18 protein-coding genes and 1 pseudogene are annotated in these 25,893 nt (G+C 31.1%); 16 read left to right on the plus strand and 3 right to left on the minus strand.

Features of this window, described 5'->3' with window-relative positions; genetic code table 11:
* Positions 1-490 precede the first annotated feature (490 nt).
* A complete protein-coding gene (locus AW729_RS06765; RefSeq protein WP_112124392.1) occupies positions 491-1,687 on the plus strand; it encodes an ATP-binding protein in 1,197 nt (398 codons plus the stop codon).
* Between the two features lie 974 nt (positions 1,688-2,661).
* Here the strand turns inward: AW729_RS06765 and AW729_RS06770 are convergent.
* Together AW729_RS06770 and AW729_RS06775 are read right to left on the minus strand one after the other, a co-directional pair.
* Positions 2,662-2,964, minus strand: coding sequence for a DUF2098 family protein (locus tag AW729_RS06770; RefSeq protein WP_112124393.1), 303 nt, complete (start codon positions 2,962-2,964; stop codon positions 2,662-2,664).
* Between the two features lie 26 nt (positions 2,965-2,990).
* A complete protein-coding gene (locus AW729_RS06775; RefSeq protein WP_236951210.1) occupies positions 2,991-3,620 on the minus strand; it encodes an L-threonylcarbamoyladenylate synthase in 630 nt (209 codons plus the stop codon).
* An 80-nt stretch (positions 3,621-3,700) separates the two neighbouring features.
* Between AW729_RS06775 and pgsA the strand changes: the two genes are divergently transcribed.
* The 7 genes from pgsA to AW729_RS11280 all read left to right on the plus strand — a co-directional run bounded on the left by pgsA (position 3,701) and on the right by AW729_RS11280 (position 10,020).
* Positions 3,701-4,273: a CDP-alcohol phosphatidyltransferase family protein gene (gene pgsA, locus AW729_RS06780; protein ID WP_394339568.1), complete on the plus strand. Its 573-nt coding sequence runs from the start codon at positions 3,701-3,703 to the stop codon at positions 4,271-4,273.
* Between the two features lie 216 nt (positions 4,274-4,489).
* Complete coding sequence (locus AW729_RS06785) at positions 4,490-5,725, plus strand: aminoacetone oxidase family FAD-binding enzyme (RefSeq protein ID WP_112124396.1); 1,236 nt, start codon at positions 4,490-4,492, stop codon at positions 5,723-5,725.
* Positions 5,718-6,218 carry a class I SAM-dependent methyltransferase gene (locus tag AW729_RS06790; RefSeq protein ID WP_236951211.1) on the plus strand — a complete coding sequence of 167 codons (501 nt, stop codon included), beginning with the start codon at positions 5,718-5,720 and terminating at the stop codon, positions 6,216-6,218. Before AW729_RS06785 ends, AW729_RS06790 begins: the two co-directional genes overlap by 8 nt.
* 163 nt (positions 6,219-6,381) lie before the next feature.
* The gene (locus AW729_RS06795) at positions 6,382-7,176 is read left to right on the plus strand and encodes a 2-amino-3,7-dideoxy-D-threo-hept-6-ulosonate synthase (RefSeq protein WP_112124397.1); all 795 of its coding nucleotides are present in this window, start codon (positions 6,382-6,384) and stop codon (positions 7,174-7,176) included.
* Positions 7,177-7,189: 13 nt separating this feature from the next.
* Positions 7,190-8,269: a 3-dehydroquinate synthase II gene (locus AW729_RS06800; protein WP_112124398.1), complete on the plus strand. Its 1,080-nt coding sequence runs from the start codon at positions 7,190-7,192 to the stop codon at positions 8,267-8,269.
* A gap of 359 nt (positions 8,270-8,628) precedes the next feature.
* Positions 8,629-9,195: a hypothetical protein gene (locus tag AW729_RS06805; protein ID WP_112124399.1), complete on the plus strand. Its 567-nt coding sequence runs from the start codon at positions 8,629-8,631 to the stop codon at positions 9,193-9,195.
* 63 nt (positions 9,196-9,258) lie between these two features.
* On the plus strand, positions 9,259-10,020 hold the full coding sequence (locus AW729_RS11280) for a thermonuclease family protein (protein WP_162685832.1): 762 nt from the start codon (positions 9,259-9,261) through the stop codon (positions 10,018-10,020).
* 258 nt (positions 10,021-10,278) lie between these two features.
* Here the strand turns inward: AW729_RS11280 and AW729_RS06815 are convergent, their stop codons facing one another.
* Complete coding sequence (locus AW729_RS06815) at positions 10,279-12,276, minus strand: phage holin family protein (protein WP_112124400.1); 1,998 nt, start codon at positions 12,274-12,276, stop codon at positions 10,279-10,281.
* Between the two features lie 937 nt (positions 12,277-13,213).
* Here AW729_RS06815 and thpR point away from each other — a divergent pair.
* The 8 genes and pseudogenes from thpR to AW729_RS06855 all read left to right on the plus strand — a co-directional run bounded on the left by thpR (position 13,214) and on the right by AW729_RS06855 (position 25,863).
* On the plus strand, positions 13,214-13,768 hold the full coding sequence (thpR, locus tag AW729_RS06820) for an RNA 2',3'-cyclic phosphodiesterase (RefSeq protein WP_112124401.1): 555 nt from the start codon (positions 13,214-13,216) through the stop codon (positions 13,766-13,768).
* A 26-nt stretch (positions 13,769-13,794) separates the two neighbouring features.
* Complete coding sequence (locus AW729_RS06825) at positions 13,795-14,349, plus strand: UbiX family flavin prenyltransferase (RefSeq protein ID WP_112124402.1); 555 nt, start codon at positions 13,795-13,797, stop codon at positions 14,347-14,349.
* A 44-nt stretch (positions 14,350-14,393) separates the two neighbouring features.
* On the plus strand, positions 14,394-14,972 hold the full coding sequence (gene cbiT / locus AW729_RS06830) for a precorrin-6Y C5,15-methyltransferase (decarboxylating) subunit CbiT (RefSeq protein WP_335645346.1): 579 nt from the start codon (positions 14,394-14,396) through the stop codon (positions 14,970-14,972).
* A 116-nt stretch (positions 14,973-15,088) separates the two neighbouring features.
* On the plus strand, positions 15,089-16,459 hold the full coding sequence (cca, locus tag AW729_RS06835) for a CCA tRNA nucleotidyltransferase (RefSeq protein WP_112124403.1): 1,371 nt from the start codon (positions 15,089-15,091) through the stop codon (positions 16,457-16,459).
* A gap of 1,014 nt (positions 16,460-17,473) precedes the next feature.
* Positions 17,474-21,547 (plus strand): Ig-like domain-containing protein, encoded by a 4,074-nt coding sequence (locus AW729_RS06840; RefSeq protein ID WP_112124404.1) that lies wholly within the window; start codon positions 17,474-17,476, stop codon positions 21,545-21,547.
* A gap of 583 nt (positions 21,548-22,130) precedes the next feature.
* Positions 22,131-22,478 (plus strand): hypothetical protein, encoded by a 348-nt coding sequence (locus AW729_RS06845; RefSeq protein WP_112124405.1) that lies wholly within the window; start codon positions 22,131-22,133, stop codon positions 22,476-22,478.
* A gap of 100 nt (positions 22,479-22,578) precedes the next feature.
* A pseudogene (locus tag AW729_RS06850) lies at positions 22,579-23,457 on the plus strand (transposase); the annotation flags it as partial.
* Between the two features lie 825 nt (positions 23,458-24,282).
* The gene (locus tag AW729_RS06855) at positions 24,283-25,863 is read left to right on the plus strand and encodes a right-handed parallel beta-helix repeat-containing protein (RefSeq protein ID WP_112124407.1); all 1,581 of its coding nucleotides are present in this window, start codon (positions 24,283-24,285) and stop codon (positions 25,861-25,863) included.
* The last annotated feature ends 30 nt before the right edge of the window (positions 25,864-25,893 follow it).

Consider the following 25,893-nt stretch of genomic DNA (forward strand, 5'->3'; position numbering starts at 1 on the left):
GAATAGATTCATTTAAAAATAACATTTTTAGATATACTGCTTTTTTTTAATAATTTGTATGGTATTTCTATTTTTTCTTACTTATTATATTTGTTCACATATTATGATAATAAACAACACCACATTAAATAAAAGTTATATATTTAATGGAAAAGTCACCATGTTCAAATTCTTCTTAATCAAAAACATCCTTTATAAGATCCAAATTCATATCTTTCATAATTTTGGATAACAATTTTTTGGGATGGAATTTATGTTATTTTTCTATGATATGTTATTTTATGTTGTATATTATATAAATTATCTAAAATAATTAATTATATATATTATACTACACAACTATTATCTGGGATTTATATCTTATAATACATAAAAATGATAAAAAATTAAATTTTATTTCTTTTACTATATAAGATTATTATAATTACATTATCTGGAAGTGAAAATTCATGCTAAAACGTCAATTTACCTGGATAAAATTAAAAGGCTTATGGATACGAATGAAATAAAACTTATAACTGGTGTTCGTCGTTCAGGAAAGACCTATTTTTTAAAATCAATAATGGAAGAGTTAAAAGATAGGCAGATACATGACGATAATATTATTTTTATATCATTTGAATCAGGACAATACCGTAAAATTAGAATAGATACCCAATTGGATGAAATACTCAAATCATCAATACCACAAAACAATAAAAAAGTATACTTACTTTTTGATGAAATTCAACGAGTATCCGGATGGGAAGAAAGTATAACCTCCTATCTTGTTGACTATAACTGTGATATTTATATTACAGGTTCAAATTCTAAAATGTTATCTGGAGAATTAGCAACAAATTTAAGTGGAAGATATGTGACACTAGAATTGTTCCCATTTTCATTCAATGAAATTATGGAATACAATGAAAAAATATTGGAAAAAAAGGTTACATTAGAATTAGAAAACAAATTATTTGAGGAATATCTGGAATATGGTGGATTTCCGGGATTATTACAGTATAATGAAAATGAATCCAAACAAAATTATTTAAAATCCACTTATGATTCAATAGTACTACATGATATACTTGAAAAAAGCAATATAAGAGATTTTGATTTATTGGAAAGATTATTAGATTTCCTTATAAGTAATACAGGACAAATGTATTCGGCTAATTCAATTTCAAAATATCTTAAGGAAGACAATAAGTACATTAAACGTGAATCTAGTGATATATCTGTAAAAACTTTAATAAATTATAATGATAATATACAAAAATCTATGATTATATCAAAATGTAAACGAGAGGATATTATCGGAAAGAAAAAACTGAAATTTTTAGAAAAATATTATGTTGTAGACTTAGGCTTTTACACATTACTTAATGAAAATAAACGTAACTATGGTCAAATACTGGAAACAATTGTATATAATGAATTAAGAAGACGTGGCTATGCCGTAACTGTAGGTGAAGTAAATAATTTAGAAGTGGATTTTATTGCACGAAAATTTAAGAAAAAAATATACGTACAAGTATCAACAAGCCTTCAAGATGACAAAACACGTGAGAGAGAATTTAAACCATTGAAGAAAATCAAAGATAATTTCCCAAAATATATTATTTCAAATGATACATTTGATTTTTCAGAAGATGGTATCATACATTTAAACATAAAAGAATTTCTTAAAAAGGAGACTTTTTAATATCTGCCCTACTTTAATACCTGATACAACCAGCATATAAATAATATTTAGGGTTCTAGAAATATTTACTTTCAGAAAGCTTTTGGAAGTCTACTTTTGTATTGACACACAGTTGTATGATTATGCCTGACAATAGTACAATCAATGAAGTGGCTTATACATTGAATCGAATGTATATTTGTGTAAATGCTTAAATCCCAATTCCTCTTTTATAAATTTAAAATAATCTTCAATAAAAACTACATTGATATTAATAACTTATGTGTTAAGAAAGTTTGACCATTAATTCATTAACTAACATTTTATATTCTCTTTTTAAACATTTAGTACCTTTTTATTAAAGAAATAGTCTAATGGATAACTAAAAATTGAATTAATTCTTTTTCTATTAAGTTCACCTTTTACAAGAATTAATGGAATAACTTTATACATTTTTAAAGCAATTTTATAATTGTGATAGGAGTAATAACCTCTATCAAATAGTAATTTATCTCCAGTTCTAATTATTTTTCTTTTTTTAGTTCTTTCAAAATAATTGGAACCATTTTTGTATCATGAGGTGAACCAGTGCTTAACAAGAACAACACAGGCATTTTCGTGTGATAATCAAGAACCAATGTTATTTTAAAGCCCAAATAATTTCCAAGTGCAGTTCCCCAAGATTATTTATTGTCTTTTCCTTCAAGTGATTTCTTAGTAACTTTTTTAAATCTAAAATTAATTCCACATCAGCAGGCGTACCATCAACGATTAAAGTTCTATTAGAAGATTTACATTGAATGGGGAATAAATGATGATGGTACTCCTAGAAACAATTTTAGAAAAAAAGTAACAGTCAATGATGTATTAGGTATGATAGAAGATGATAGTACTGATAGTTCTGTAGAACTTAAAAAAAGCATATACAAATGAGCAAACTATCATTAGCTGCATCATTCATTGTGGATATTTTCAAAAAAGTAATTTAGGCGGAATTATCCTCCACCAACGGCGTGTCCGCTCATTTCAGAACTGACTTTCTTGTTGACCTGTTTTTTAATATCTTCCATTGTAATTTCTTTAGGTTCACTGCTTGTATCCTTATAGTATTTCTTATCGGTCACTTCAATATTTCTAGTGTTATACCATAGTTTAGTCAAATCATCATATTGGATTAATACCCATGAACCATCCTTATTGGTTTTGGTATCTATCACTTCACCAACAGTTCCTATTCTGGTATATATTACATATGATCCTACTTCAATATCTCGTCCATGTTTATCTACAACTGACATAATAATGCACGTCCTTTATTAACTATTTAATCATCATAGTATAAATTCATTTTTAATATCTTGTTAATTTTATCTTCATCACACATTCCCTTACGTACAATAACGGGTTTATCTCCGGTTAAGTCTATGATAGTGGAATATGTATTGTCCTTGATAACTCCATTATCGATATATATTGATATGTCATCCCCGAGTTGCTTGATTATATCGGGTATATTGTTTGGAGTCATGCTATTTGATATGTTGGCACTTGTGGTTGTTATCGGAAAATTCTTGGTTAACAAGTATGATATCCTATTGTCAGGTATTCTAACACCGATTATATCTGAATTGGATGTCAATAATTGTGAGACATTTTCTTTCTTTCTAAATAGCAGGGTATAGAATCCCGGCAGTAATGATTTGGCAATTTTTCTTTGAATGTGATTTATATCCGCGACAAGCTCCAATTGTTTAAAGTCATGCACACATACTGATAATGGTTTTTCATGACTTCTGTTTTTTACATCAAATACCTTGTTGATGGCATTTGAACTATGTATGTTGGATGCTATGCCATAAATGGTGTCTGTTGGATATACAACCAGATTATCATTGGACAATTCGTTTATGATTGATTTTATATCATCACTTGTAGGATTTTTAATTATTTTCATCATATCAAGTCAAATTTTTGGATTGTAAAGAAATGTTATAATAATTATTATATAGCTTTAGTTATAAATAGAATATTATGCTGAATGATAAATTAAGACCAAAAACTAATAAAATTACTGGTGAAATTGGCCAGAAAATAGACATCGATCCAAACATCGTAACGATTATAGGATTACTTATCAGTATATTTGCTGGTGTATTATATGCATCAGGTAATTTAGGGGCAGGGGCTTTATTTATAATCATTAGTGGATTTTGTGATGTTATTGATGGAGCTATAGCTCGTTCACACAATCGTAGGACAAAGTTCGGTGGATTTTTAGATTCAGTATGTGATCGTTTTGCCGATGCGGCAATAATAATAGGTATCATCTACAGTGGATATGTGGATCCGGTCTTAGGTGCACTTGCAATACATGCATCATTGACCGTTAGTTATATCCGTTCACGTGCCGAAAGTGAGGGATTAAACTGTACTGTAGGTATAGCTGAAAGAGCTGAAAGATTACTTATTATAATCGTAGGTTCATTTATAGCTGCAATACTTGGCGGATCACATAATGTTATGGCAATAACCATTGGACTATTAACTGTATTAAGTTACATAACTGTATTCCAAAGAGTTAATTATGTATGGAACGAGTTAAACTAGCTATTCATCAATTTAATTTTTTTGAACTTTGCTAATAACATAAATAATCACGATAAAAAGATTTTTTTATCATTAACCCCCTAATTTTTTTAATTCAATTATTTTTACATCATATATTCTTTCAAGGAAATTCATATTTAATATTTATAAACAATTTTAAGTATTTTATTGATAAATAAGTAATATAACAAGAAGCATATTTTGAAAGTGGAAAGTATGAAGTTATATAATACCGTTATTGTTGGAGGAGGTGCCAGTGGCATTCTGGCCGCCATTTATTTAAATGATTCAAATAGCATTCTCCTGGAAAAAAACAATATTCTAGCTAAAAAGATGTTAATTACCGGTGGTGGTCGTTGTAATATAACAAATAATGCCTCATTTAATGAGTACATGAAATGTTATTATAATTCTGGTAATTATTACAGGCAAGCATTTACAAACTTCTTTAACAAGGATATCATCCGTTTACTTGAAGAAAACAATTGTAAGACAAAGGTTGAAGAGGATAACAAGGTATTTCCTGTTAGCGATAGTTCCAAGACTGTAGTAAATACCCTGATTGACGTACTTAAAAAGTCAAATACAAAGTTCCAAGTAAATTGCAGGGTAACGGAGATTAATAAAATAGATGAACATTTTATCATAAATTATAACGGCAAGAAAATTAAGTCAAGAAACGTCATATTATCAACCGGAAGCAGCAGCTTTCCAAGTACCGGCTCAAACGGTGACGGATACCTGTTTGCAGAGAAATTGGGTCATGATATTCCTGACACCATGGGTGGATTATGTCCAATTGAAATAGAAGAAAAATGGATTAATAAACTTCAAGGGATCACAGTGGATGTTGATATTGAGATAAAGGCCGACAATAAACGCATAGTAAAGGATCATGCTTCATTGTTATTTACACATAAAGGACTTAGCGGCCATACGATACTTGACAACAGTATGAAGATTGAAAGCAGCCTCAGAAAGAATAAGAAGTTAATGATATTCATAGATTTGGCTAAGGACTACAGCTATGAACAGCTCGACAAGACACTGCAGGATGACTTTAAAAACAATCCTAAGAAGCATTTGAAGGGTTATTTGCATAAATATCTTCCAAAGAACATGACCAGCGTATTCATGGATGCCATTAATATTGAGGACAAGACACTGAATCAAACTACAAAACAGGACCGGATAGTTTTACGGGACAATCTCAAGAAGTTAAAGTTAAACATCAAAAGAGTGTGTTCGGATGAGGCCATTGTGGAAAACAGTGGCATCAGACAAAAAGAAGTTGATCCCAATACATGTGAATCAAAAATCGTGCCTGGATTGTATATTACAGGAGAATTGATTGAAGGATGTGGAATATGTGGGGGATTCAATCTTCAGAAAGCATTTTCAACAGGTGTATTGGCGGCTTGCAGTATTAATGGGAGATATTTAGATGATTAGTATAAGTTACGATAGAAGACAGTACCAGGAGGATATGATTGACAACATTGAAAGCTTTGACAATGTGGTCGAACTGGGTTGTCATGTAGGTACATCCACCAAGATAATATCCAGATTATGTCAGGATGCGACTGTATACGCCTTTGACAACAGCCCGGAAAGTGTGGATGCCATGAATAATCTTGGAATTGAATATAAAAATATCATATTTGAATGTATGGATGTTAGGGATAAAGATGTTTTGTACGACTTTGCTAAATCACATACTGATATTGACGTATTATGTATTGATTTAGGCGGAGGTTATCATCCTGATACTGTTTTTAAGGTATTTTATTTATGGTCTTCATTTTTAAAGCCAAAAGTTACATTGATTAGAAATAGAGGATTGGCTGATTTTGTAAATTCATCAAAAAGCATTGAAAAGATTTTCTCTAGTGATGGATATCTATCTTCATGTGCATATGATGTCATACCGGATGAACTTAAATAATACAAAAATAGAATTATAAGCGTTTTGATTATAAATTTTTTAAAAAAAATAAATTTAAATGTACATCTTCAAAATAACAACGTTATAATAATCATTTTATAATACAAAATACAAAGATAAGAGTAAGATAAATAATTATTCAAAAAAATAATGAAGGGATAATATGATTGGAAAAAAAATAAGAATTGAAAGAATAATAAACAGAAAAACAGGAAAATGCGTAATAGCACCAATGGATCATGGAATAAGTGGTGGACCAATACCAGGAATCATCAACATGACAGAAACAATCGACTCCGTGGCAAGCGGAGGAGCAAATGCAGTACTAATGCATAAAGGTATGGTAATTAACGGCCACCATGGCTACGGTACAGACATCGGATTAATAATACACCTATCAGCAAGTACCGACTTAAGTGTCGACCCATTCCACAAAGTACAAGTAACAAGTGTGGAAAAAGCATTGAAACTCGGGGCAGACGCCGTAAGTGTACATGTAAACATTGGAAGCGAAAAAGAACCGGAAATGTTACACAACACGGGTAAAATAGCAGAAACATGTGCAGAATGGGGAATGCCCCTATTAGCAATGATGTACCCACGTGGACCAAAAATCGATAACGAACACGACCCTGAAGTCGTAAAACTGGCAGCACGTGTAGGAGCAGAACTAGGTGCAGACATTGTAAAGACCAACTATACCGGAGATCCTGATTCATTCAAAGAAGTAGTGGACGGTTGTCCAGTACCGGTCATAATAGCAGGCGGACCAAAAATAGAAACCGAAAGACAACTGTTTGAAATGGTATACGATGCAATAAACGTTGGAGGAGCAGGAGTAGCATTCGGAAGAAACATATTCCAGGCAAAAGATCCTGCAAAAATGACACGTGCACTGGTAGGAGTTGTACATGAAAAAATGACTCCTGATGAAGCATTGGAAATCCTAAAAGAATAACAAGGGTGTAATCATGAAATTTGCATGGGTAAGACCAAACGGTACCTGGAATGAACGTAAAGAAGCCATTGTAAGCGCACTTGAATCAGGCTTTGACCATATACTGGACTTTGATAATGCAGAAACAATCAAGGAACTGGGCGATATCAAAATAGTATCAAATAATGAAGATTCCGACATATTACTATTAGGCTTTGAAGAAAAAATCACAGTAGATGACGTTAAAAAGGCAATAGACAAAGATAAAAAAGTAGCGGCCTATATTGAAATCAACAACAAAGAAGACGAACTCCTGGTTTCCCAGTTAGGTACAATAGCAGATTATGTTATACTAAAAGGTAAAAACTGGAAAGTGATACCACTAGAAAACATCATAGCAAGCTTGCAGAAACGCACATCAAAGATAATGGTAGACGTTACCACATATGAAGAAGCAAAACTGGCACTTGAGACAATGGAACATGGATCAGATGGTGTTTTAATCTCATCAAACGATGGAAATGCCATAAGAAAACTAGGTCAACTGATAGAAAAGTCATCAACTGAAAACTATGAACTGAAAGAGGCCACAGTTACAGAGGTAAAATCCCTTGGATTGGGAGACCGTGTATGTGTAGATACATGTTCCATGATGGAAGTGGGTGAAGGAATGCTAATCGGTTCATTCTCAACCGGATTATTCCTGGTACACAGCGAATCATTAGAAAGTGAATATGTGGCAAGCCGCCCATTTAGAGTCAACGCCGGACCGGTACACGCATACATTATGACTCCGGGAAACAAGACAAGATACTTGTCTGAAATTCAGGCAGGAGATGAAGTATTAACGGTAAACAGTGAAGGCGACACTAAAACCGCAATAGTGGGCAGAGTAAAGATTGAAAGAAGACCACTCATATTAATCGAAGCGGAATATGAAGGTCAAAAAATAAGAACACTTCTACAGAATGCAGAGACAATCAGACTAGTAAGCGATAAAAAAGAAGCCGTATCCGTTGTCGACATCAAAGTTGGAGACAAGATACTGGCATACTTCACTACAGGTGCAAGACACTTTGGTATGGCCATCGAGGAACAGATTATTGAAAAATAATATTTTCAATTCCCTTCATTAAACAGTTAACCTCCCCGTTATAAATTTTTTTTAAATATAAACATGTAGCAATTCCGTTTCATGCTTTTTAAACGTTAATTTACTAATACTGCATTTTTACTTTTATCTAAAATATGCAGTTAATACTATACACTCCACATAGCAATTTAATTGTCACACGTCCTCCTTAAAAATAAAAAAAATAGTCTCAAGGAAGGTTGTGTCATATCATCATAATTGTTGTACACTCCCCGAATATTATGAGAACATATATCATAAATAAGTATTATAACTTACTAAAAGATATATAGAATAATTGAAAAGACATTTATAGAATAAATGGTTATGTGTGAATTATTATGATGATTACTGCTGATGAAATGAAAAAGACCATGGAAGAAATCTATGAAAGACTTGATAAGGTTTCACCGGTAGACTTTGACTGTGGAAATCTATGTGGAGAAATATGCTGCGTCTATGACAAGAATCAGGATGCAACGGAAGAATTAATGTTATATCTCATGCCAGGGGAAGAGTTGATGTATGAGGATAGTGACTACTTTGAACTATATACCATAGGTGCAAATGCCTCCGATTACCCGGACAACTGGGAGGATACCCTATTTATAGTAAAATGTACCGATCCGCCAAGGTGTGACCGTAAAATTAGGCCGATTCAATGCAGGACATTTCCACTGATACCCCACATATCCAGTGAGGATAAATTTCACCTGGTATTTGATGAAAGCGAGTATCCGTACGTATGCCCACTGGTAGAAAAGAAGATAAAACTAAATGACGACTTTGTAAACGAGACATACTCTGTGTGGAAGATGCTTCTTAATAATCCAGTAGTATATGATCTTGTGAAGATGGATTCACGGCGTAGAAACGAGAAAAAGGTAGAATATGAAATTGTAAAATAGGTAAAAAGTATAAATATAAAAAATCATCAATAATCATATGAATAAGCAATTGGGGAAATAATTATGGTAAATTTAACTAAAAAGATAACATGTCTTATGATAATACTTATATCATTCATGTTTATATCTGCCACTTCGGCATATACAGGTACGGGTTTTAGTCATGACATACCTGATAATTACTACGGTTCATTTTCCACGGAGGACATATTGAACAAATACAACAACACATACCTGACAAGTGAAAAAAGAAGTGTATGTACACAGGTAGTCGATGGAGACACGATATACTTGGCAAATGGAGAAAAGGTGAGACTTGTTGGTGTAAACACCCCTGAAAGAGGAGTTAAGGGTTATCAGGCCTCCAAGAATTTTGTTTCAAAGTTATGCTTGAACAAGGAGGTAGGCATAAACGTTGACGACAGAAAATACCGGGACAAGTATGGCAGGACATTGGCCGTGGTAATAGTTGACGGTAAAAACCTTAATGAAATGCTTTTAAAGGAGCATCTGGCTGAAGTGATGTATATACCTCCAAGTGAGTTTACACCACAGAAATGGACTGATGGCGGTACTCAAACAGCCCAGATTACTGCTACAACACAGCCATCCCAACAATCAAACAATAATATACAATCAACTGCAAAAAAGCAGTCAACCTCAAGTGACACCTCATCATATATCGGAAATTCCAATTCATACAAGTTTCATAAAGCAGACTGTGAGGCTGTCTCAAAGATGAGCGAGAAAAACAAGGTCATCCTCAACTCAAGGGATGATGCGATAAACAGCGGTTACAAGCCATGTAAGATTTGTAACCCATAATTACCACTTTTTTTAAGATTTGAGAATAGAAAAAATTCATTTTTTGGGATAACCTCCCATGAATTTACAATGCAATGTGAGATAAAATTAGTCAGTTGTCTGTCCACAAAGCATGATTGGTTGAATAATATGAATAGGATATTTAGTTTGTTTTAAATCCCTGATTATCCCAATATAACTCAGAAGAAAAAAAGGAATAATTGAAATTTGTTAATTTCAATGTTCTATTGCTTTTAATACATCAACAGGTCAAAATCCTTAATTACTTTCCATTTTATTATTTTCCTTAATGTTTTCTAAATTTGTTTTTAATATCTTGTAGATGTTTTCTGCACCCACAATTTCCTCATCAGGAACTATCCAATCTGAAGGATATAATATGAATGGTTCTGATTGGCTTCCTCCAACTCCTCCATGGCTTCCAACCAATTCTTCAAATGCACAAACCTCATCCTTTTCGGCATCATAAAAACTGTTGACTAAAATGTCTGGCGTGTATTTAAAGCGACTGCTTCTTTTTAAATGTTGAACTATGTTCTTTCCAAAGCCTTCAAGAGGATTTTCTCCTTCTATCTCATCGGTATCCAAGTAATATGTTCCGTTTTTAGCTATTGCCATGTCACCTTTTTCAGATGATTTGACTAAAATAAAGCCTATGTATTCATTATTGACGATTTCATGAATAAATTCTGGAAACATTCTGTTTATTTCTTCATATGTTAGTCTATGACTCCATTGGGTTAGATAAATCATTGCAAGATTTCCTGATGCCAGAACAATGAGTTCTGATTCTGATAGTTCCTTTTTTTCATCTTCCTTGCTTCTGTTTTTAATTTTTTCAATCTGATCCGAAAATGGAACGTAAACTTCGGCAAAATGGTCTTCATTTGAAGACATCTTTGCATAGAGACTAATGTCTTGAGGAAGAAGGGATTTGACAAAGTCCTCAAAGGATTGTCCATATCTTTGTTTGAATGTTGCACCATTTGTTTGACCATGATCAGATTGAATTACGAATTGATAATCCCTTGGAGAATAGTTGTTTCCATCCAATAAACGTTTTATCTGCCTATCCATTCCTTTAAGAGCATAGAATGCATCCTCATCTCTTACCCCTGAATGGTGGGCAATTTCATCATAACCCAAATAAGTGGAATATGCCACGTCAATATCTCCAACCAGTATGTCTCCAATAAGTGTTTTAGTGTTGATTTCCCTCATAAATACGTTGGTTCCGGCTCTTGTTGGAATGTAAGTGATTCCACGTGAAATTCTTGGTTGGATGTTTAATATCTTATGTTTAAGTTGGGAGTATATTTCATGAATCATATCTTCAATGACCAAGACAACTATACGTGCGAAATCGCTTGGATTTGAAAAAATTGAAAACCATGCCCCGTTATATAGTTTTCTCAAATCCGTTATTTTACTGAAAGTGAAAATCACATTGTCTGTATCACCTGAAAATAGATTGGATCTACTTGCTCCATTATCAACAAGCAATCCATTTCCATCCGATATCCTATCTTCGAGTATTTTGACTTTTGTAACTCCTGAACATTGCATCATTTGATTGTCATTTTCTTTTTCAATCCATCTGAAAGCTGTGATGTCCTCATTATTTCCATGAAGAATACCTGCTTGGCTGGCTCCTGTCTGTGAAGACAAATCCGTTTCCCATTTTTTAAGTGAATGACTTTTATTGTCTATCATGGATTTAATGGTTGGCATATATCCATTGTCGATAGCCTCACATAAGACATCATATGCAAGACCATCTATTTCTACAATTATCACTCCGGGATATTTTTTAACATCTTCCCCCCTTATTATTTGAGCTTCTCTTAATACTGCCTGGTAATATGCCCCATCATCATCCATCATCAATATGGTTGATAAGATTACCGTTATTAGTGCTACAGTTAATGGTGCAAGAATTATTCCCCATCCAGTAATCTTCAAGCCAAAAAATGGTCCGAAAAAGGCAAATATCCCCCCATTTAAAATTAGAGACCCAATTCCAAAGGTCCAAACTAGAAATGGCATAAATACCTTTGTTATAATAGGCCATAATGCAGCGTTGAAGACACTTATGAAAAATATGAACAATACCACATTAAAAAGATTGCTGATGGTAAAATCCAACCCAAAACTAATTATATACAATCCGATTAAATTTGCAATAAAAAGTATCAGATATCTTTTGAGTGATAGTCCCGGTGTTTTTTTAAGTTCTTCAATATTTCTCCTATTCATTAACCTATCCCCTGCTTTTATAAACTTGGATATTTTCCAAAATATTCATCCACAATTTCCTTTTTATCATGATATATATTAGAATACATCGAAATAATACACAATCTTCCATGATTGAGTTTTTGATTTTAAAGGAGGTATTTTTAAGTGTTTTTATAAATTATTTGGTTTTTTTTTTATTCTATTGTTAATTCGATAATGTCGACCATCGCCGAATGAATAATTTATGGAAAAAATTATAATTTAACAATATATATTATAATTTACAAATTATTTAAAAATTTTTAGGGATAAAAAAGAAACACGGCAAAAAATAGGATTGATTTTGATTTTTTTATGGAGTTTATTTTTTGAGATTGTGGGGATAAAAGAGTTATGAAGCAAATCAGAAATAAGAATCATAAAAGAATATGAAAATGAATTAGCAAAAAATCATAGAAAAAAATGGAAACCCAAAGTACAAGAAGAATACAAAAAAGATCACCTATAGAACCATCATTTATGTTTGCCATTCTTATTTATTGTGCTTTACGTCATGTTGATGGAACTGATAAATTTACTGAAATGGTGGAGCATCATCAGAATTCTCTTGTGTTATATGCTATTTGAAAAATATTTATTACAGGACATTCTTAAAACTTATTTCATGAATATAATACGTATGTATCCTCATGTTTTTAAATACAAAAAATGGCATTAATTTATGAAAATAGAGTTAATTTTAAGTCTGAATTATAATACTGCATTTTACATAATTTTATTGTCATCCAAATAAAACCTAATATAAATTTAGATAAAAATAATGGAGAAATCTAAAATTATCAAACAAATAAAAGTGTTACAATAATAGAAAAAAGAGAACTTATGCCAACACTCAATCCATCAAAAAATTATTTTTGTAACTTTCCACATATATTATTATATTGGAGATTATATTATGCGTGCATTTCTAGCTATTGAGATTGAAGATTACATTAAGGATAACATTGACAGGACCCAGAAAATAATTAAGGAAAGTGATAGTGCAAGAATCAACTATGTCAAGAGTCAAAACATACACCTGACCCTTAAATTCTTTGGGGATATAGATGAAGATAAGAAAAAGGAGATATGTGATGTTGTTAATAAGGTTACAAGTCAGTATAATGAGTATAAATTGAAGCTGGTTAATGTTGGAGCATTTAGAAATATTAACAATCCACGCGTCATATGGATAGGAATAAAGGATAAGACAACTGTTGATTTAATAAGGGAATTGGACTCTGAATTTGAAAGGATTGGCTTTGAAAAGGAAAGAAGTTACACGCCACATATAACAATTGGAAGAGTAAAAAACATCAATGATAAAGCCAAGTTAAAGGATACTTTGAAATCACTACAGAAGGAATATTACGGTAAGATGGAAGTAAAGGAAATTCATTTGAAGTCAAGTACCCTGACACCTTCAGGGCCAATATATAAGACGGAAGAAACATTTAAGTTAGGAAAATAGATATCAAAAGGGGGATTAGAATAACAATGAGAGTAGTTGTTGCAATTACTGGTGCCAGTGGTGTTATCTATGCCATCAGGTTACTTGAACAATTAAATAAGATAGATGCCGAGTGTCATCTTGTAATCAGTCAGATAGCAAGGGATATCATCTGTCATGAAACAGAATACAGTGTTGATGATGTTATAGGATTGGCCGATTATTATTATGAAGAAAAGGACTTGACGGCTAAAATCAACAGCGGATCATTCTATTTCGATACGTGCATCATTATTCCATGCAGTATGAAGACATTATCTGCCATCAGTACAGGTTATGCGGACAACACAATTACACGTGTAGCGGATGTGACCCTTAAGGAAAGAAGGAAGTTGATAATTGTTCCACGCGAAACACCACTTAGAACTGTTCATCTTGAAAACATGGCCAAGATAAGTAGAGAAGGAGCAATAGTACTTCCTGCTATGCCCGGATTTTATCATAACCCCAAAACAATTGATAATCAGATAGATTTCATTGTTGGAAAGATTTTTGATATTCTTAAAATTAATAATAAATTATTTACTAAATGGAAACAATAGAATATATTAAGTAAGAATATATATTTTTTTGGAGGGATAACAAAATGATGTTTTTTGACATTACACCAGATGATGAGTTTTATAAATGTGAAAATGTTCCTGGTCCAACAAAAGAGGAAATACGGGCATTAGTAATTAGTAAGGTATGTTTAACTGATGAGGATGTTGTTGTTGATGTTGGATGTGGAACCGGTGGTTTAACATTGGAATTTGCTAAAAGAGCTAGAAAAGTATACAGTATCGACATAAATAGTGATGCAATAAAAACAACCAGAAAAAACTTGGAAAAATTCGGATTAGAAAATAAGGTAGAAATACTGGAAGAGGAAGGATTATCTGCAATTGACCGCATTGAAGACTTTACGAAATTAATGATTGGTGGAAGTGGCGGTAATCTTAAAAATATTATAGAGACAGGTTATCTTAAGTTACCTGTCGGTGGAAAGATAATTATTACCTCCATCGTTCTTGAAACAGCTACTGAAAGTGTTGAAATGTTAAAAGAATTAGGAGCCAACCCTGAAGTTGTAAATATAAACGTTTCAAGAGGTACCATCCTAGATCGTGGAGTGATGATGAAAGCATTAAATCCTATAACCATTGTCAGTGCAAGAAAAGAATAAAATCATTTCCACTTCTATATTTTTTTTATACAAATCCTATTTTTTTAAACGAATTTTATTATTGGATTTGAATGAATCCATATTGGATTGAATAAAGCAAATACCCTTTTAACAAGGTGATTATTATATATGATGAAATATTAGCCGACATTAAGCCTACTATTGAACAAAGAAAGAGAATCCTAAAGTTTAGTGATAATCTGATGAATATCATACTAGAATATGCCAAAGAATTAAATCTTGACGTTGAATGCAGGCTTGTCGGGTCAATGGCCAAAAAAACCTCACTCAAATCAAAGGCGGACATAGACATATTCATGACATTTCCACTGGAGTACAGCGAAGAAAAGCTGAAGGAATACGGTTTGCTGTTAGGTGAATATTGTATAGATAAAGCAGGCGGCAAAGCTGAAAAAAGATATGCATCACACCCCTATATGACCGGCCTTATAGAAGAATTTGAAATAGACTTTGTGCCGTGCTATAGAATCAGTGATTCAAGCCAGCTTAAGTCGGCGGTTGACAGGACGATACTGCATACCGATTACATTCAGTCACATATGAGCGACGGGCAAGCGGATGAAGTGCTGCTTCTCAAAAAGTTCATGAGTGCAATAAACACCTACGGCGCCAATTACAAGGTAAGCGGTTTTTCAGGATACCTGTGCGAACTGCTGATACTGGAATATGACAGCTTTGAAAACGTGCTGAAGAATGCATCCGAGTGGAGGTTGCATCAAGAGATTGACCTGGAAAACTACGGCACATGCAAAAACTTCAAGGACGCATTAATAGCAATAGATCCTACAGACAAAAACAGGAATGTGGCGGCTGCGTTGACCATGCAGAAATTCTCGGAATTTATCGTCGCTTCAAGAAACTACCTTAAAAATCCATCACCGGAATACTTCAAGGACAGAAAGGTCAAAACAGACAGGATTGAACTGATAAATGAATTCAATGATAGAAATACCACCTGTCTAATGCTGTCATTCAATATGCCCCAGCTACCGACAGACGTAATATATCCGCAGGTCAACAAGACATGCAATTCACTGGAGAAAATATCAAACAGCCATGACTTTAAGGTATTGAAGGCAAAATACTACATCGACGACAATAATAGAGCCCATATCCTGATTGAATATGAAGTTGCGACATTATCCAAGCTGAAACTGCATTATGGTCCTTTGGTGACGGATGTCAAAAACACCGAAAACTTCATAGCCAGACATCCCGATTGCTATGTTAAAGACAAGAAATGGGTCGTATTGAAAAATAGAAAGTATACCCACAGCATAGAACTGTTGGAAGACATGCTAAAAGAAGAAAATATGCACATGCTGAAGCTTGGAAAAAATGCAAAAGAAGAGCTGTTGAAAGAATATGAACTGGAATATATCAACGACTACATAAATGATATGGATGAAAGCGAATTTATGGATATTTATACCTTTTTACATCCAAATTACAGGTTAATCAGATAATCCCCCATTTCAACCCTTTTTGTGCAACAAGCAATTGTCTTTAATTTTGATCACACATTATATTCTTTCTTTATTTGGATTTTTGTTAGTCTGACATCAATTTGAACGGATACAATTAACCTTGTTGAATGGGTTATTCACCCTTGAAACTGCGTTACTGGTAACAGCAGCAGGTTGCATGATAGGTAAAGCCTAATCTTACTCCCAACATCCATGAAGTGGTAGGCAAGAAAAAGACCAATATTGACTAATGTTAAATGAGGATAGAATGTGAGAGCAACCTTTCTAACTTATCCGACCATATAACCATATCCTCCCCCACATAAAGGACTATTAATAATAGCTAAATTTATATGCCATTCAATATTTTCTCCCATCACTTCGCTATATTTTCATATAATGAAAAAACATAGCCACTTAAAACACGTTTTTAATCCAACATACCTCACTTTTACAACATCATTTCATTATAAAAATAATTTCACGAACAAATACTAAACCAGGCAAAAAAGAAGTTACTAGCAAAAAAAATATATGGATATTATATGAATATAAAGGTTACCTAATAATTTGCCCCTTATTTCATTTTTAACCTAATAAAATCCACTATAATAAAATATACCATATCTTTTCCTTCAAATCCAAATATAAAACCTAATAAAAAAATATACAAAACAAGCAAAATAATCAATTCTAAAAATAATAACGAGTAATACTTCAATTAAATCAATAAAATTGTATAAATTAATAAGCATATAACTCTATAAAAGCATACATTTAATATATCAAATTATAAAAAATATACATGATAATAAAGTACACTTGAACATACATAAAATTTTACAAAGTATACTATAATACATGGATTGATAAAAATAATGCATTAATAAATCTACTAATAAACTAGTACTACAATAATTCAATACAAATCCAATCCTCATTAATTTCAAAGATAGATTCATTTTAAACTTTATTATCAAAAAGAAATTGATTTATAAAATAGGAGGAAAAATTATGAACAATAATGTAAAAATATTGTTTTCTGTACTTGCACTATTAATGATAGTATTTGCTGTATCAAGTGTTAGTGCAGTTGAAGATAATGACTGCACTATAGAAAAAAGTAGTGATAATCAGAATATAGAAATTGAAAAAAGTAATCAGAATATGAAAACTGATAAAGAAGTTAAAACTTCTTCTAAAACAATAGTTCTTAACAGTACTAATTTCAATAATTACGTTACTGATAAGCAGTTTAATGAAAATGTATCCGATGGAGATACCATAGATATTCAAGGAAAATTAGATGGCTCTAAGTTTTCTTTAGACATTGCAAAACCAGTGAACATTATCTCTTCCAATAATGCATACATCAATCTTCATACAGGAGAATATCTTAATTATGGTGAAAGTGAAAGAGGTATACTTAGAATATTATCAACGGGTGCTGGTACAAACATCACAGGAATACAATTACACAACACACGATTATCCATAGAAAATACACGTGATGTTACAATCAACAACATTTCATGTATTGATGAAAATGCAGCCATAGGACAAAATGTAGGAGCAGTAAGCATACGTGAAGGATCAGAAAACATCACCATAACTAACAGTTACTTCAAAACTCTAGATAATGGCGGACACAGCAATGTAGTATTTGCAGTAGCATACAACTGTCTATTTGAAAACAATACTATTGAAGGTTATTGTAATGGGCATACAATTGGTATTGGAAACTTATTATATTTAACAACATTTAATGTAGATACAACAAATATTATACCACACAATGTGAATATAACAATCAGAAACAATATTATCAAGTCATATAATGTGTCAACAGATTTAAATATTTGTTGGGCGTTAGTACTTGAAGGATATGGACACGTTATAGAAAATAATATAATTAATCATTCCAATGTGGCAGTTACAGGTCAATATAGTGACCCAGAATATGGATCAGAAACAGAACTGGGTGAAATGAGATTTACCAACAATACAATCTATGGTGGAACATCTGGTCTAGCTTTCCCAGGAATTGTTGCAAACAATACATTTTATGATACAGCAGGAATATCCAAAGCTGAATGTTCAAATAATAGATTCACCGATGTTAATATAGGTAGCAATATATATTTCCATGATAATACTGCAAACCATCTTAAAATAATCGAAGATAACAATACCGTTGACAATAATACATTCTTCACAGACAAGGAATATGCAATCACAATACTAGGAGAAAACAATACGGTATCAAATAATTCAATTGGAAGTATTAATGGAAGAGGAGAAGCCGCAATAAACAATACAACCAATTATATAAATATCAACAATGATAAACCAGCAATATTCGTTATTACGGGTGAAAATAAAGACGCATATGTTGAACCTATCACAAACCCTAGGGGAATAATTACAGGTTATTCATTAAAAGATAATAAATTTATCGATAACGACTCATTAATATTAAATGTTACTGTTGCTGATATATCTCCAAATCGAATTTCAGACCCTTACAATTATTATGGAGATATTACATTAAATCTATTAAATTCAAGCGGTATCGTATTTAATGTGACAAATACAAGGGTAATCAATTCACAAGTAGCTGCATATGTAAATATTGAAGCATACAATTCTTTTATTAGTGGTTGTGGGAATGTAATTTATAGTGAAAATTCATATATATATGATAAAGGGATATGTCCTAATGAAAATCAAGTTTTATTATATAATAAAAACATAAGAACGCTTGCTAATGAAAATATTCAAGAAAATCAGGAATTAATAATAATCAAACAGTATAATACTCCTCTCAATATAACAATACCAGTAAACATCACAGGAAAATATCAAGAAACAAACATCAGTACTTTTACTAATAATGTGACTTTTAATGAAGGCTCTCAAAATACCAATGTTACAAATTGTTCTTTCGCACCTGCAAAAAGTATCAGAACAATTAAAATAAATACAGATGAGCTTTCATTTAGCAATTGTTTATTTTTAAATTCAACAGTAATAATTAACGGAAATAATATTAACTTCACAAACTGTACATTTGACAAAGAATTAACATTAAACGACACTAGTTCAATCAACATCATAAACTGTACATTCAATACTCAAAACACACCAATTACCGTTTACAACTCAGCAAGAATAACCATAGAAAACAACACTATCAACACAACATCCCCCAATACAATAATCTTCGATGAAGACTCCGATAAAAACACAAATAGTGTAAAAAACAATACACTTATAACCTCATCATATTTAGGTAATGATAATGTTGTTGCACAGACTAAAATAAAAGTTCAGGACAACATACCACGATACCCTACCGAAATACAAGTAGAATATCCTCAAATAATGTTCAAGGATGAAACAGCAACAATAAATGTGTCAGTATACAATACATTCAACAACACACTTGTCGATAGTGGTTTCATAGAAGCATACATTGACGGAATGTACTTAATAAACAACACACTAACAAACGGAATAACCTCATTTAACCTTTCATATCCAATAAACAACAAAACACTACCATTAAAAATATGGTACTATGACACCAACAACAAATACGAAGACAATGTACAACGAGTTAACATAACATTTACCAAAACAAATGTAACAATAGAAGTAGAAGATTTCACCGCAAAACTGAATGAATATGCCACGATAACAGCAACATTCAAAGATGAAAGAAACAACCCCCTACAAGAGGGCAATGCAACATTCACAATATCCAACCTCAAATACAAAACAGAAATAACAAATGGAATAGCCACAATAACAGAAAAAGTAACAGAAGAATGGTTAGACAAAAACACCTTCACAATAACAGTAACCGAAACAGATTATAACCTACAAACACAAACAAAATTCCCACTCAACACACAAAAGGGTGATGTGATAATAAACAAAACAGCATTAACAAACAATGAAACAATAACACTAAACTTAAGCATTAAAAATGTTCTGGATGAAAACATAAATGAAGGAACAATAACAATTACAGACGAAAACAACAACCCACTAAACCAAACAAATGTAGAAAATGGAATCGTGTCAATCAAGTTCCAACTACCAGAAAATTCAAATAGAAACATAAACATCAACTATGATAATGCAGAATACTACTCAACCACTACAAAAGAATTATACATACCTCAACAAACACAACTAACAATAACAGCAACTGAAAAAGTGCTTGTAAACAAAACAACACCAATAACAATCACATTAACGGATGAAAACAACCAACCAATAGCAAACCAAGAAATAACTGTGACAATAAACGACGAAAACCAAACAGTCAACACCAATGAAAATGGCGAATATAACTATATTTTCTCATCAAACCAAACCGGTGATACAACAATCACGGCAAAATACGATGAAACAGAACAATACTTTGAATCAGAAGATAGTATAACAATAAAAGTCATAGAAATAAAACTAATAATAGATCCTATAAATTCACAAGCAGAAGAAACAATCAACATAACCGCAAGAATCCTAGCAAACGATGAAACATACACATCCATCAATTCAGGAAAAGTAACATTCAAAGTCAACGGTAAAACACTAAAAGACACAAACGGCAAAGTAATCTACGCTAAAGTAGTAGGCGGAGTAGCAACAATAGAAAACTACATAGTACCAGCCGACTGGACTAAAAATGGCACAACAATAGAAGCAATATACACAGGATCCACACAATACGACAAACTAACAAGCGAAAAAACAGAGATAACAGTTACACCAAAAGAACTAACACTCACCACAGAAAATGTAACCACAACCTCTGGTAACACAACCACACTCACAGCAACATTCAACGACAACACAATAAACACAGGTAAAGTAATATTCAAAGTAAACGGTAAAACACTTAAAGACACAAACGGTAAAGTCATATATGCCAAAGTAGTTAACGGTCAGGTAACTGTAAATTACACCATACCTGAAAGCATGAAGGTAGGTAACTACACAATAACTGCAGTTTACACTTCACCTAACAGTGAAAAAGTAACTTCAGAGGCAACAATGACCGTTGTAAAAGCTTAATAATTAATAAATTACAAGTAAAACAATTAATTAAACCTTAAAAAAATAGGATGGAAGTTTTCATAACTATTCCATCACTATTTTATTCTCTCTTTTTATATAACAATATCATCTCCTAACACAAATATTAAAAGTAACTAAATTTTATACCATTAAATATTTTTCACCACTCCCTATACTTTCATATAATGAAAAAACATAGCCACTTAAAACACATTTTAATCCAATATATCAGTTTTTACAACAGACATCCACTTACCAAAAAAAATACAATGCTGTCAACTTAGTGAGTTATTAATTTTTTAGTCTATTTTTATTTTAAATTATTATTTTATTTTTATTTTTGTTATTTTTATTATTTTTTCTTTATTTTAAATAATTAGTGCTTTGTTTATTTTAATAGTATTTATTGTAACTGTTTATTATTTTAATCTTATTTTTAATTATTAATTATGGTTATATTTATATATTAGTAGTTATATATTTATTATTAGTGAATATGATTTCTATATTTTTTTAATTTAAGTTGTAGTTTTATCATGTTCATTTTTATTTGAATTTATAGTATTTATGGTGTTTGTTTATGAATTTCATGGTTGAGGTTGAGAATTCTATTTGTAGGATTGAGGATTATAATGATTATAAGTATTGGTATGGGCGTAAAACTTTTACTCGGGTTCGTAAATGGAGTTTTATGGATTATGTGATTTTTATTTTAGTTAATAAAGGTCGTAGTAGTGTTATTGAGATTGAAGAGTATGTTGAAGAACGTTGGGGTGATGCATCTAAAATTATTTCTAAGCAGGCTTTATCAAAGCAACGACTCTTAATTAAACCTAAAATCTTTAAGGATATGAATATTGACTTTATTAAGGATGTATTTAATAGTTCTGAATTTGAGCATGATTTTGAAGAGTATCTGTATTATTAGTTGATGGTTCTGATTTTCAATTACCTAATATTAAAATTACTAAAGAAGAATTTAATGTTGCACCTGATACTATTGTTTATCCCAATCACCGAGTGTTAAAGCTTCTATGTTAATAGATGCTAAATATAACCTTGTAGTTGATGTAATTTTAGGTGATTATAAATCTAATGAACGAGAATTAGTTAAACAACATATATACAATATTGAAGAAAAAATTAACTTAGAAAAAACATTAGTAATCTTTGATAGAGGTTATATATCACTTGAATTAATGTTATTCCTTGAAAACAAAGGTATTAAATATTTATTCAGATCCAATGGAAGATACTATCAAAATGAAATATTAGCTATGAAATCTCGTGATGAAACAGTACAATTAGAAATTAATTCTAATAGAACTCAAAATATCAAAGATAAAAACATTAAAAAACAAGCATTAAATATGGAATATTATCAAACAAGAATAAGTAAACCTATATTAGACAATGGAGTTACAGAAATACTATTTACTAACCTATCTGAAGCAGAAGCTGACATTCACAAACTCAAAGAATTATACAAAATGAGGTGGGAAATCGAATTAAATTATGAAAAAATCAAAAATAAATTACGAATAGAAAATTTTTCTGGAAAAAGAAGAACTATAATTGAACAAGACTTCTATTCACAAATATATCTCTTTAATTTACAAATGGCAATACAGAACAAAGCACAAAAAGAACTAGAACAAGAAAATAAAGAATTACGAGAAAAATCAGATAAAGAAAAACGATCAAACACCAATTTGGGAATTGGACGTCTCAAAAATAATTTAATCAAGATGGTATTAAAGCCATTAACAGAAATTAAAATAAGATTGAAGAATTTAATAGGTAAAGCAGTGAAATTCACCACGGATCATAAATTCAACAGACCTTCAACAAACAGAAAAATCAAACGACGAGTAAAATACCCTTATAATCTAAGAAGAAGCTTTTAATCAAAAAAAAATTTTCTAGAAAAAATAATATCAAACAACACGAATCAAAAATTAAGTTGACAGCATTGAAAAAAAATATGAAAAAAATTAAAAAGTGGATAAAATTCACTGTATATGAAGTTAACCCAATAATTCCTCTTTATATTATTTTAACCTAATAAAATCCAACCTAATAAAAAATACTCGCCTTCCTTTTAACCCAATTAAGAACCCCAATACAAATAATATATAAAAAAAATCGATTAAAACAAATATAAAAGATAAATCATATTCCAACCAAATGAAAACTAAAAATTAATGGTTTATAATAAGATTTAAGATAGTAAGAATAAGAGGGGTTCATTAAAAAACATTTTAGAACCAGAAGAAACTATCCCTAAATTATTCACATAAATATTATGGACAGAAAAAAAATATTCCATGTCCTTTAATTCAGAGTACTACCGCATATCTTTTTGTAATCATCATCCTGCCCATTTATCAATAATGATACTACATATCCTAAATGATATGTTTTTAATAATATAAAATAAATCTTATTAATCAATATAATTTTTAATATAATGAAGTAAATATTAATATAACTGATAGACATAATATTAATTACCTTAATAAATTACAAAAAAAATTAACTTGACCATAAAAAATAAACAGTTTAGTAATAAATAAAGAATATAAATTTTATTTATTGAGACAATTTAAAATTCAGTAAACCCATTGAAACGGATTTTTGTAGTTGATTAAGATTAATGGTTAAATGACATTATATGAAACAATTTATACTTTTGAATAAAATGATTGTTTTTTTTATGGAGGTTGATATTTATGAAAAATATCAATAAACTTTTCCTATTATCAATAATTTTCTTCCTAGCAGTAGGGGCAGTTTCAGCTACCGAAGTGGATGATACAACTGTTGATGTTTCAGATATAGAATCTGTTGATACACCTCAAATAATTGAAACTACAAATACTGTTTCAAACGTTGATAATACTGAATTAAATGAATTAAATACGGAAGAAGAAACACAAAGTTGTACAGGAAGAACATACAGCAATCCAATATCCATTACTCCAAACAATTACCAGAACGATATTGGTAATATTTATGATTATGACGCTGTAGAATTTTCTGGAACATTTACCAGTACATTAACAGGTGGTAGTATAAGTATAACATCACCTATAGTCTTTACATCAATCTCAGGAGCAACATTTGAAGATACTCAATTTGTCATAAACTCAGATGATGTAACTATAAAAAACTTAATAATTGAAAATGATAATAATGCATATGGTGCAGCAATAACTGCAACAGGTTATGATAATGTTGAAGTAATAAACAATACTATTACAGTAACAAAAACTACCACACAAGAAACATTTGGAATAAAAATATCAAATTCCAATAATACGACAGTATGTAAAAATATAGTAAATGTTTCAGCAGTACCACAATCCATGGGATGGGATAATTCAACAGGTGAATGGCTTGGAGCAGTACAAGTTAGTGGAATATTATACAGTAATGTTAACAATAGTAGAATAAACTGTAATACTGTAACGGTGAATGATTCATCGAGTTTCACTCCTTTTGCATGGTCAACAGCTGATGGAATAACTGTAAAAGGCGGTTCTGAAAATACAACTGTAAAAAATAACAATGTGAACGTTACGGGATCTGAATACAATTATGGTATATCATTAAGTGAATTTGTAAAAAATATAACTGTATATAATAACACTATCACTATGGAAACTATCAATCAACTATGTGGTATACAATTATCCGCAGGAACAGATTCAACAATTAAAGGAAATAAAATATATGGAAACTGTACAACGATAACTAATACAACAGCAAGTTATGAAGCCTTTTCCTATGGAATAGTAGTTTCAACTGCAACATATGGAGCAAGTAGTAGTGAATCTTATAATATATACATTGAAGATAATGAAATAACATTAAACTCAACTATTGCATATGGTATTGAATTAAATAATGTGGAAGAGACTTACGTAACCAATAACACTGTAAATGTAACAGGCAATGTAGTCATGGCTCTTGGAATATACAATTCATCTGACATTAGTATAACTGATAACACATTTTATTCAACTGGTGATACAATAACATTAAGTGATTATATATACGATGCAATATATCCTGAAACAACAGGAATAAAAATCAATGAAACATCAGAGAATATATTAATCTATGGAAATTATATCGATGTTACAGAAAACAATAATAGTATAATATCATATGCAGTAATATTAGATGATTGTAATAATTCTGATATTACTTACAATACTTTATATGTTAATGGAGATACAACTACACCATTCTACTATGATGATTTTGTATTAGATAATGGAACTGGAAATACTATATTTAATCCGTGATTAAAATGAAATTAAAAAATATTTTCTTTT

The sequence above is a fragment of the Methanosphaera sp. BMS genome (genome assembly GCF_003268005.1).
Classification (GTDB): domain Archaea; phylum Methanobacteriota; class Methanobacteria; order Methanobacteriales; family Methanobacteriaceae; genus Methanosphaera.

Excerpts from the sequence above, each read along its gene's own strand:
- AW729_RS06765 (WP_112124392.1), top strand. The coding sequence starts at position 491 with ATGGATACGAATGAAATAAAACTTATAACTGGTGTTCGTCGTTCAGGA.
- AW729_RS06770 (WP_112124393.1), bottom strand. The coding sequence starts at position 2,964 with ATGTCAGTTGTAGATAAACATGGACGAGATATTGAAGTAGGATCATAT.
- AW729_RS06775 (WP_236951210.1), bottom strand. The coding sequence starts at position 3,620 with ATGAAAATAATTAAAAATCCTACAAGTGATGATATAAAATCAATCATA.
- AW729_RS06785 (WP_112124396.1), top strand. The coding sequence starts at position 4,490 with ATGAAGTTATATAATACCGTTATTGTTGGAGGAGGTGCCAGTGGCATT.
- AW729_RS06790 (WP_236951211.1), top strand. The coding sequence starts at position 5,718 with ATGATTAGTATAAGTTACGATAGAAGACAGTACCAGGAGGATATGATT.
- AW729_RS06795 (WP_112124397.1), top strand. The coding sequence starts at position 6,382 with ATGATTGGAAAAAAAATAAGAATTGAAAGAATAATAAACAGAAAAACA.
- AW729_RS06800 (WP_112124398.1), top strand. The coding sequence starts at position 7,190 with ATGAAATTTGCATGGGTAAGACCAAACGGTACCTGGAATGAACGTAAA.
- AW729_RS06805 (WP_112124399.1), top strand. The coding sequence starts at position 8,629 with ATGATGATTACTGCTGATGAAATGAAAAAGACCATGGAAGAAATCTAT.
- AW729_RS11280 (WP_162685832.1), top strand. The coding sequence starts at position 9,259 with ATGGTAAATTTAACTAAAAAGATAACATGTCTTATGATAATACTTATA.
- AW729_RS06815 (WP_112124400.1), bottom strand. The coding sequence starts at position 12,276 with ATGAATAGGAGAAATATTGAAGAACTTAAAAAAACACCGGGACTATCA.
- thpR (WP_112124401.1), top strand. The coding sequence starts at position 13,214 with ATGCGTGCATTTCTAGCTATTGAGATTGAAGATTACATTAAGGATAAC.
- AW729_RS06825 (WP_112124402.1), top strand. The coding sequence starts at position 13,795 with ATGAGAGTAGTTGTTGCAATTACTGGTGCCAGTGGTGTTATCTATGCC.
- cbiT (WP_335645346.1), top strand. The coding sequence starts at position 14,394 with ATGATGTTTTTTGACATTACACCAGATGATGAGTTTTATAAATGTGAA.
- AW729_RS06840 (WP_112124404.1), top strand. The coding sequence starts at position 17,474 with ATGAACAATAATGTAAAAATATTGTTTTCTGTACTTGCACTATTAATG.
- AW729_RS06845 (WP_112124405.1), top strand. The coding sequence starts at position 22,131 with ATGAATTTCATGGTTGAGGTTGAGAATTCTATTTGTAGGATTGAGGAT.
- AW729_RS06855 (WP_112124407.1), top strand. The coding sequence starts at position 24,283 with ATGAAAAATATCAATAAACTTTTCCTATTATCAATAATTTTCTTCCTA.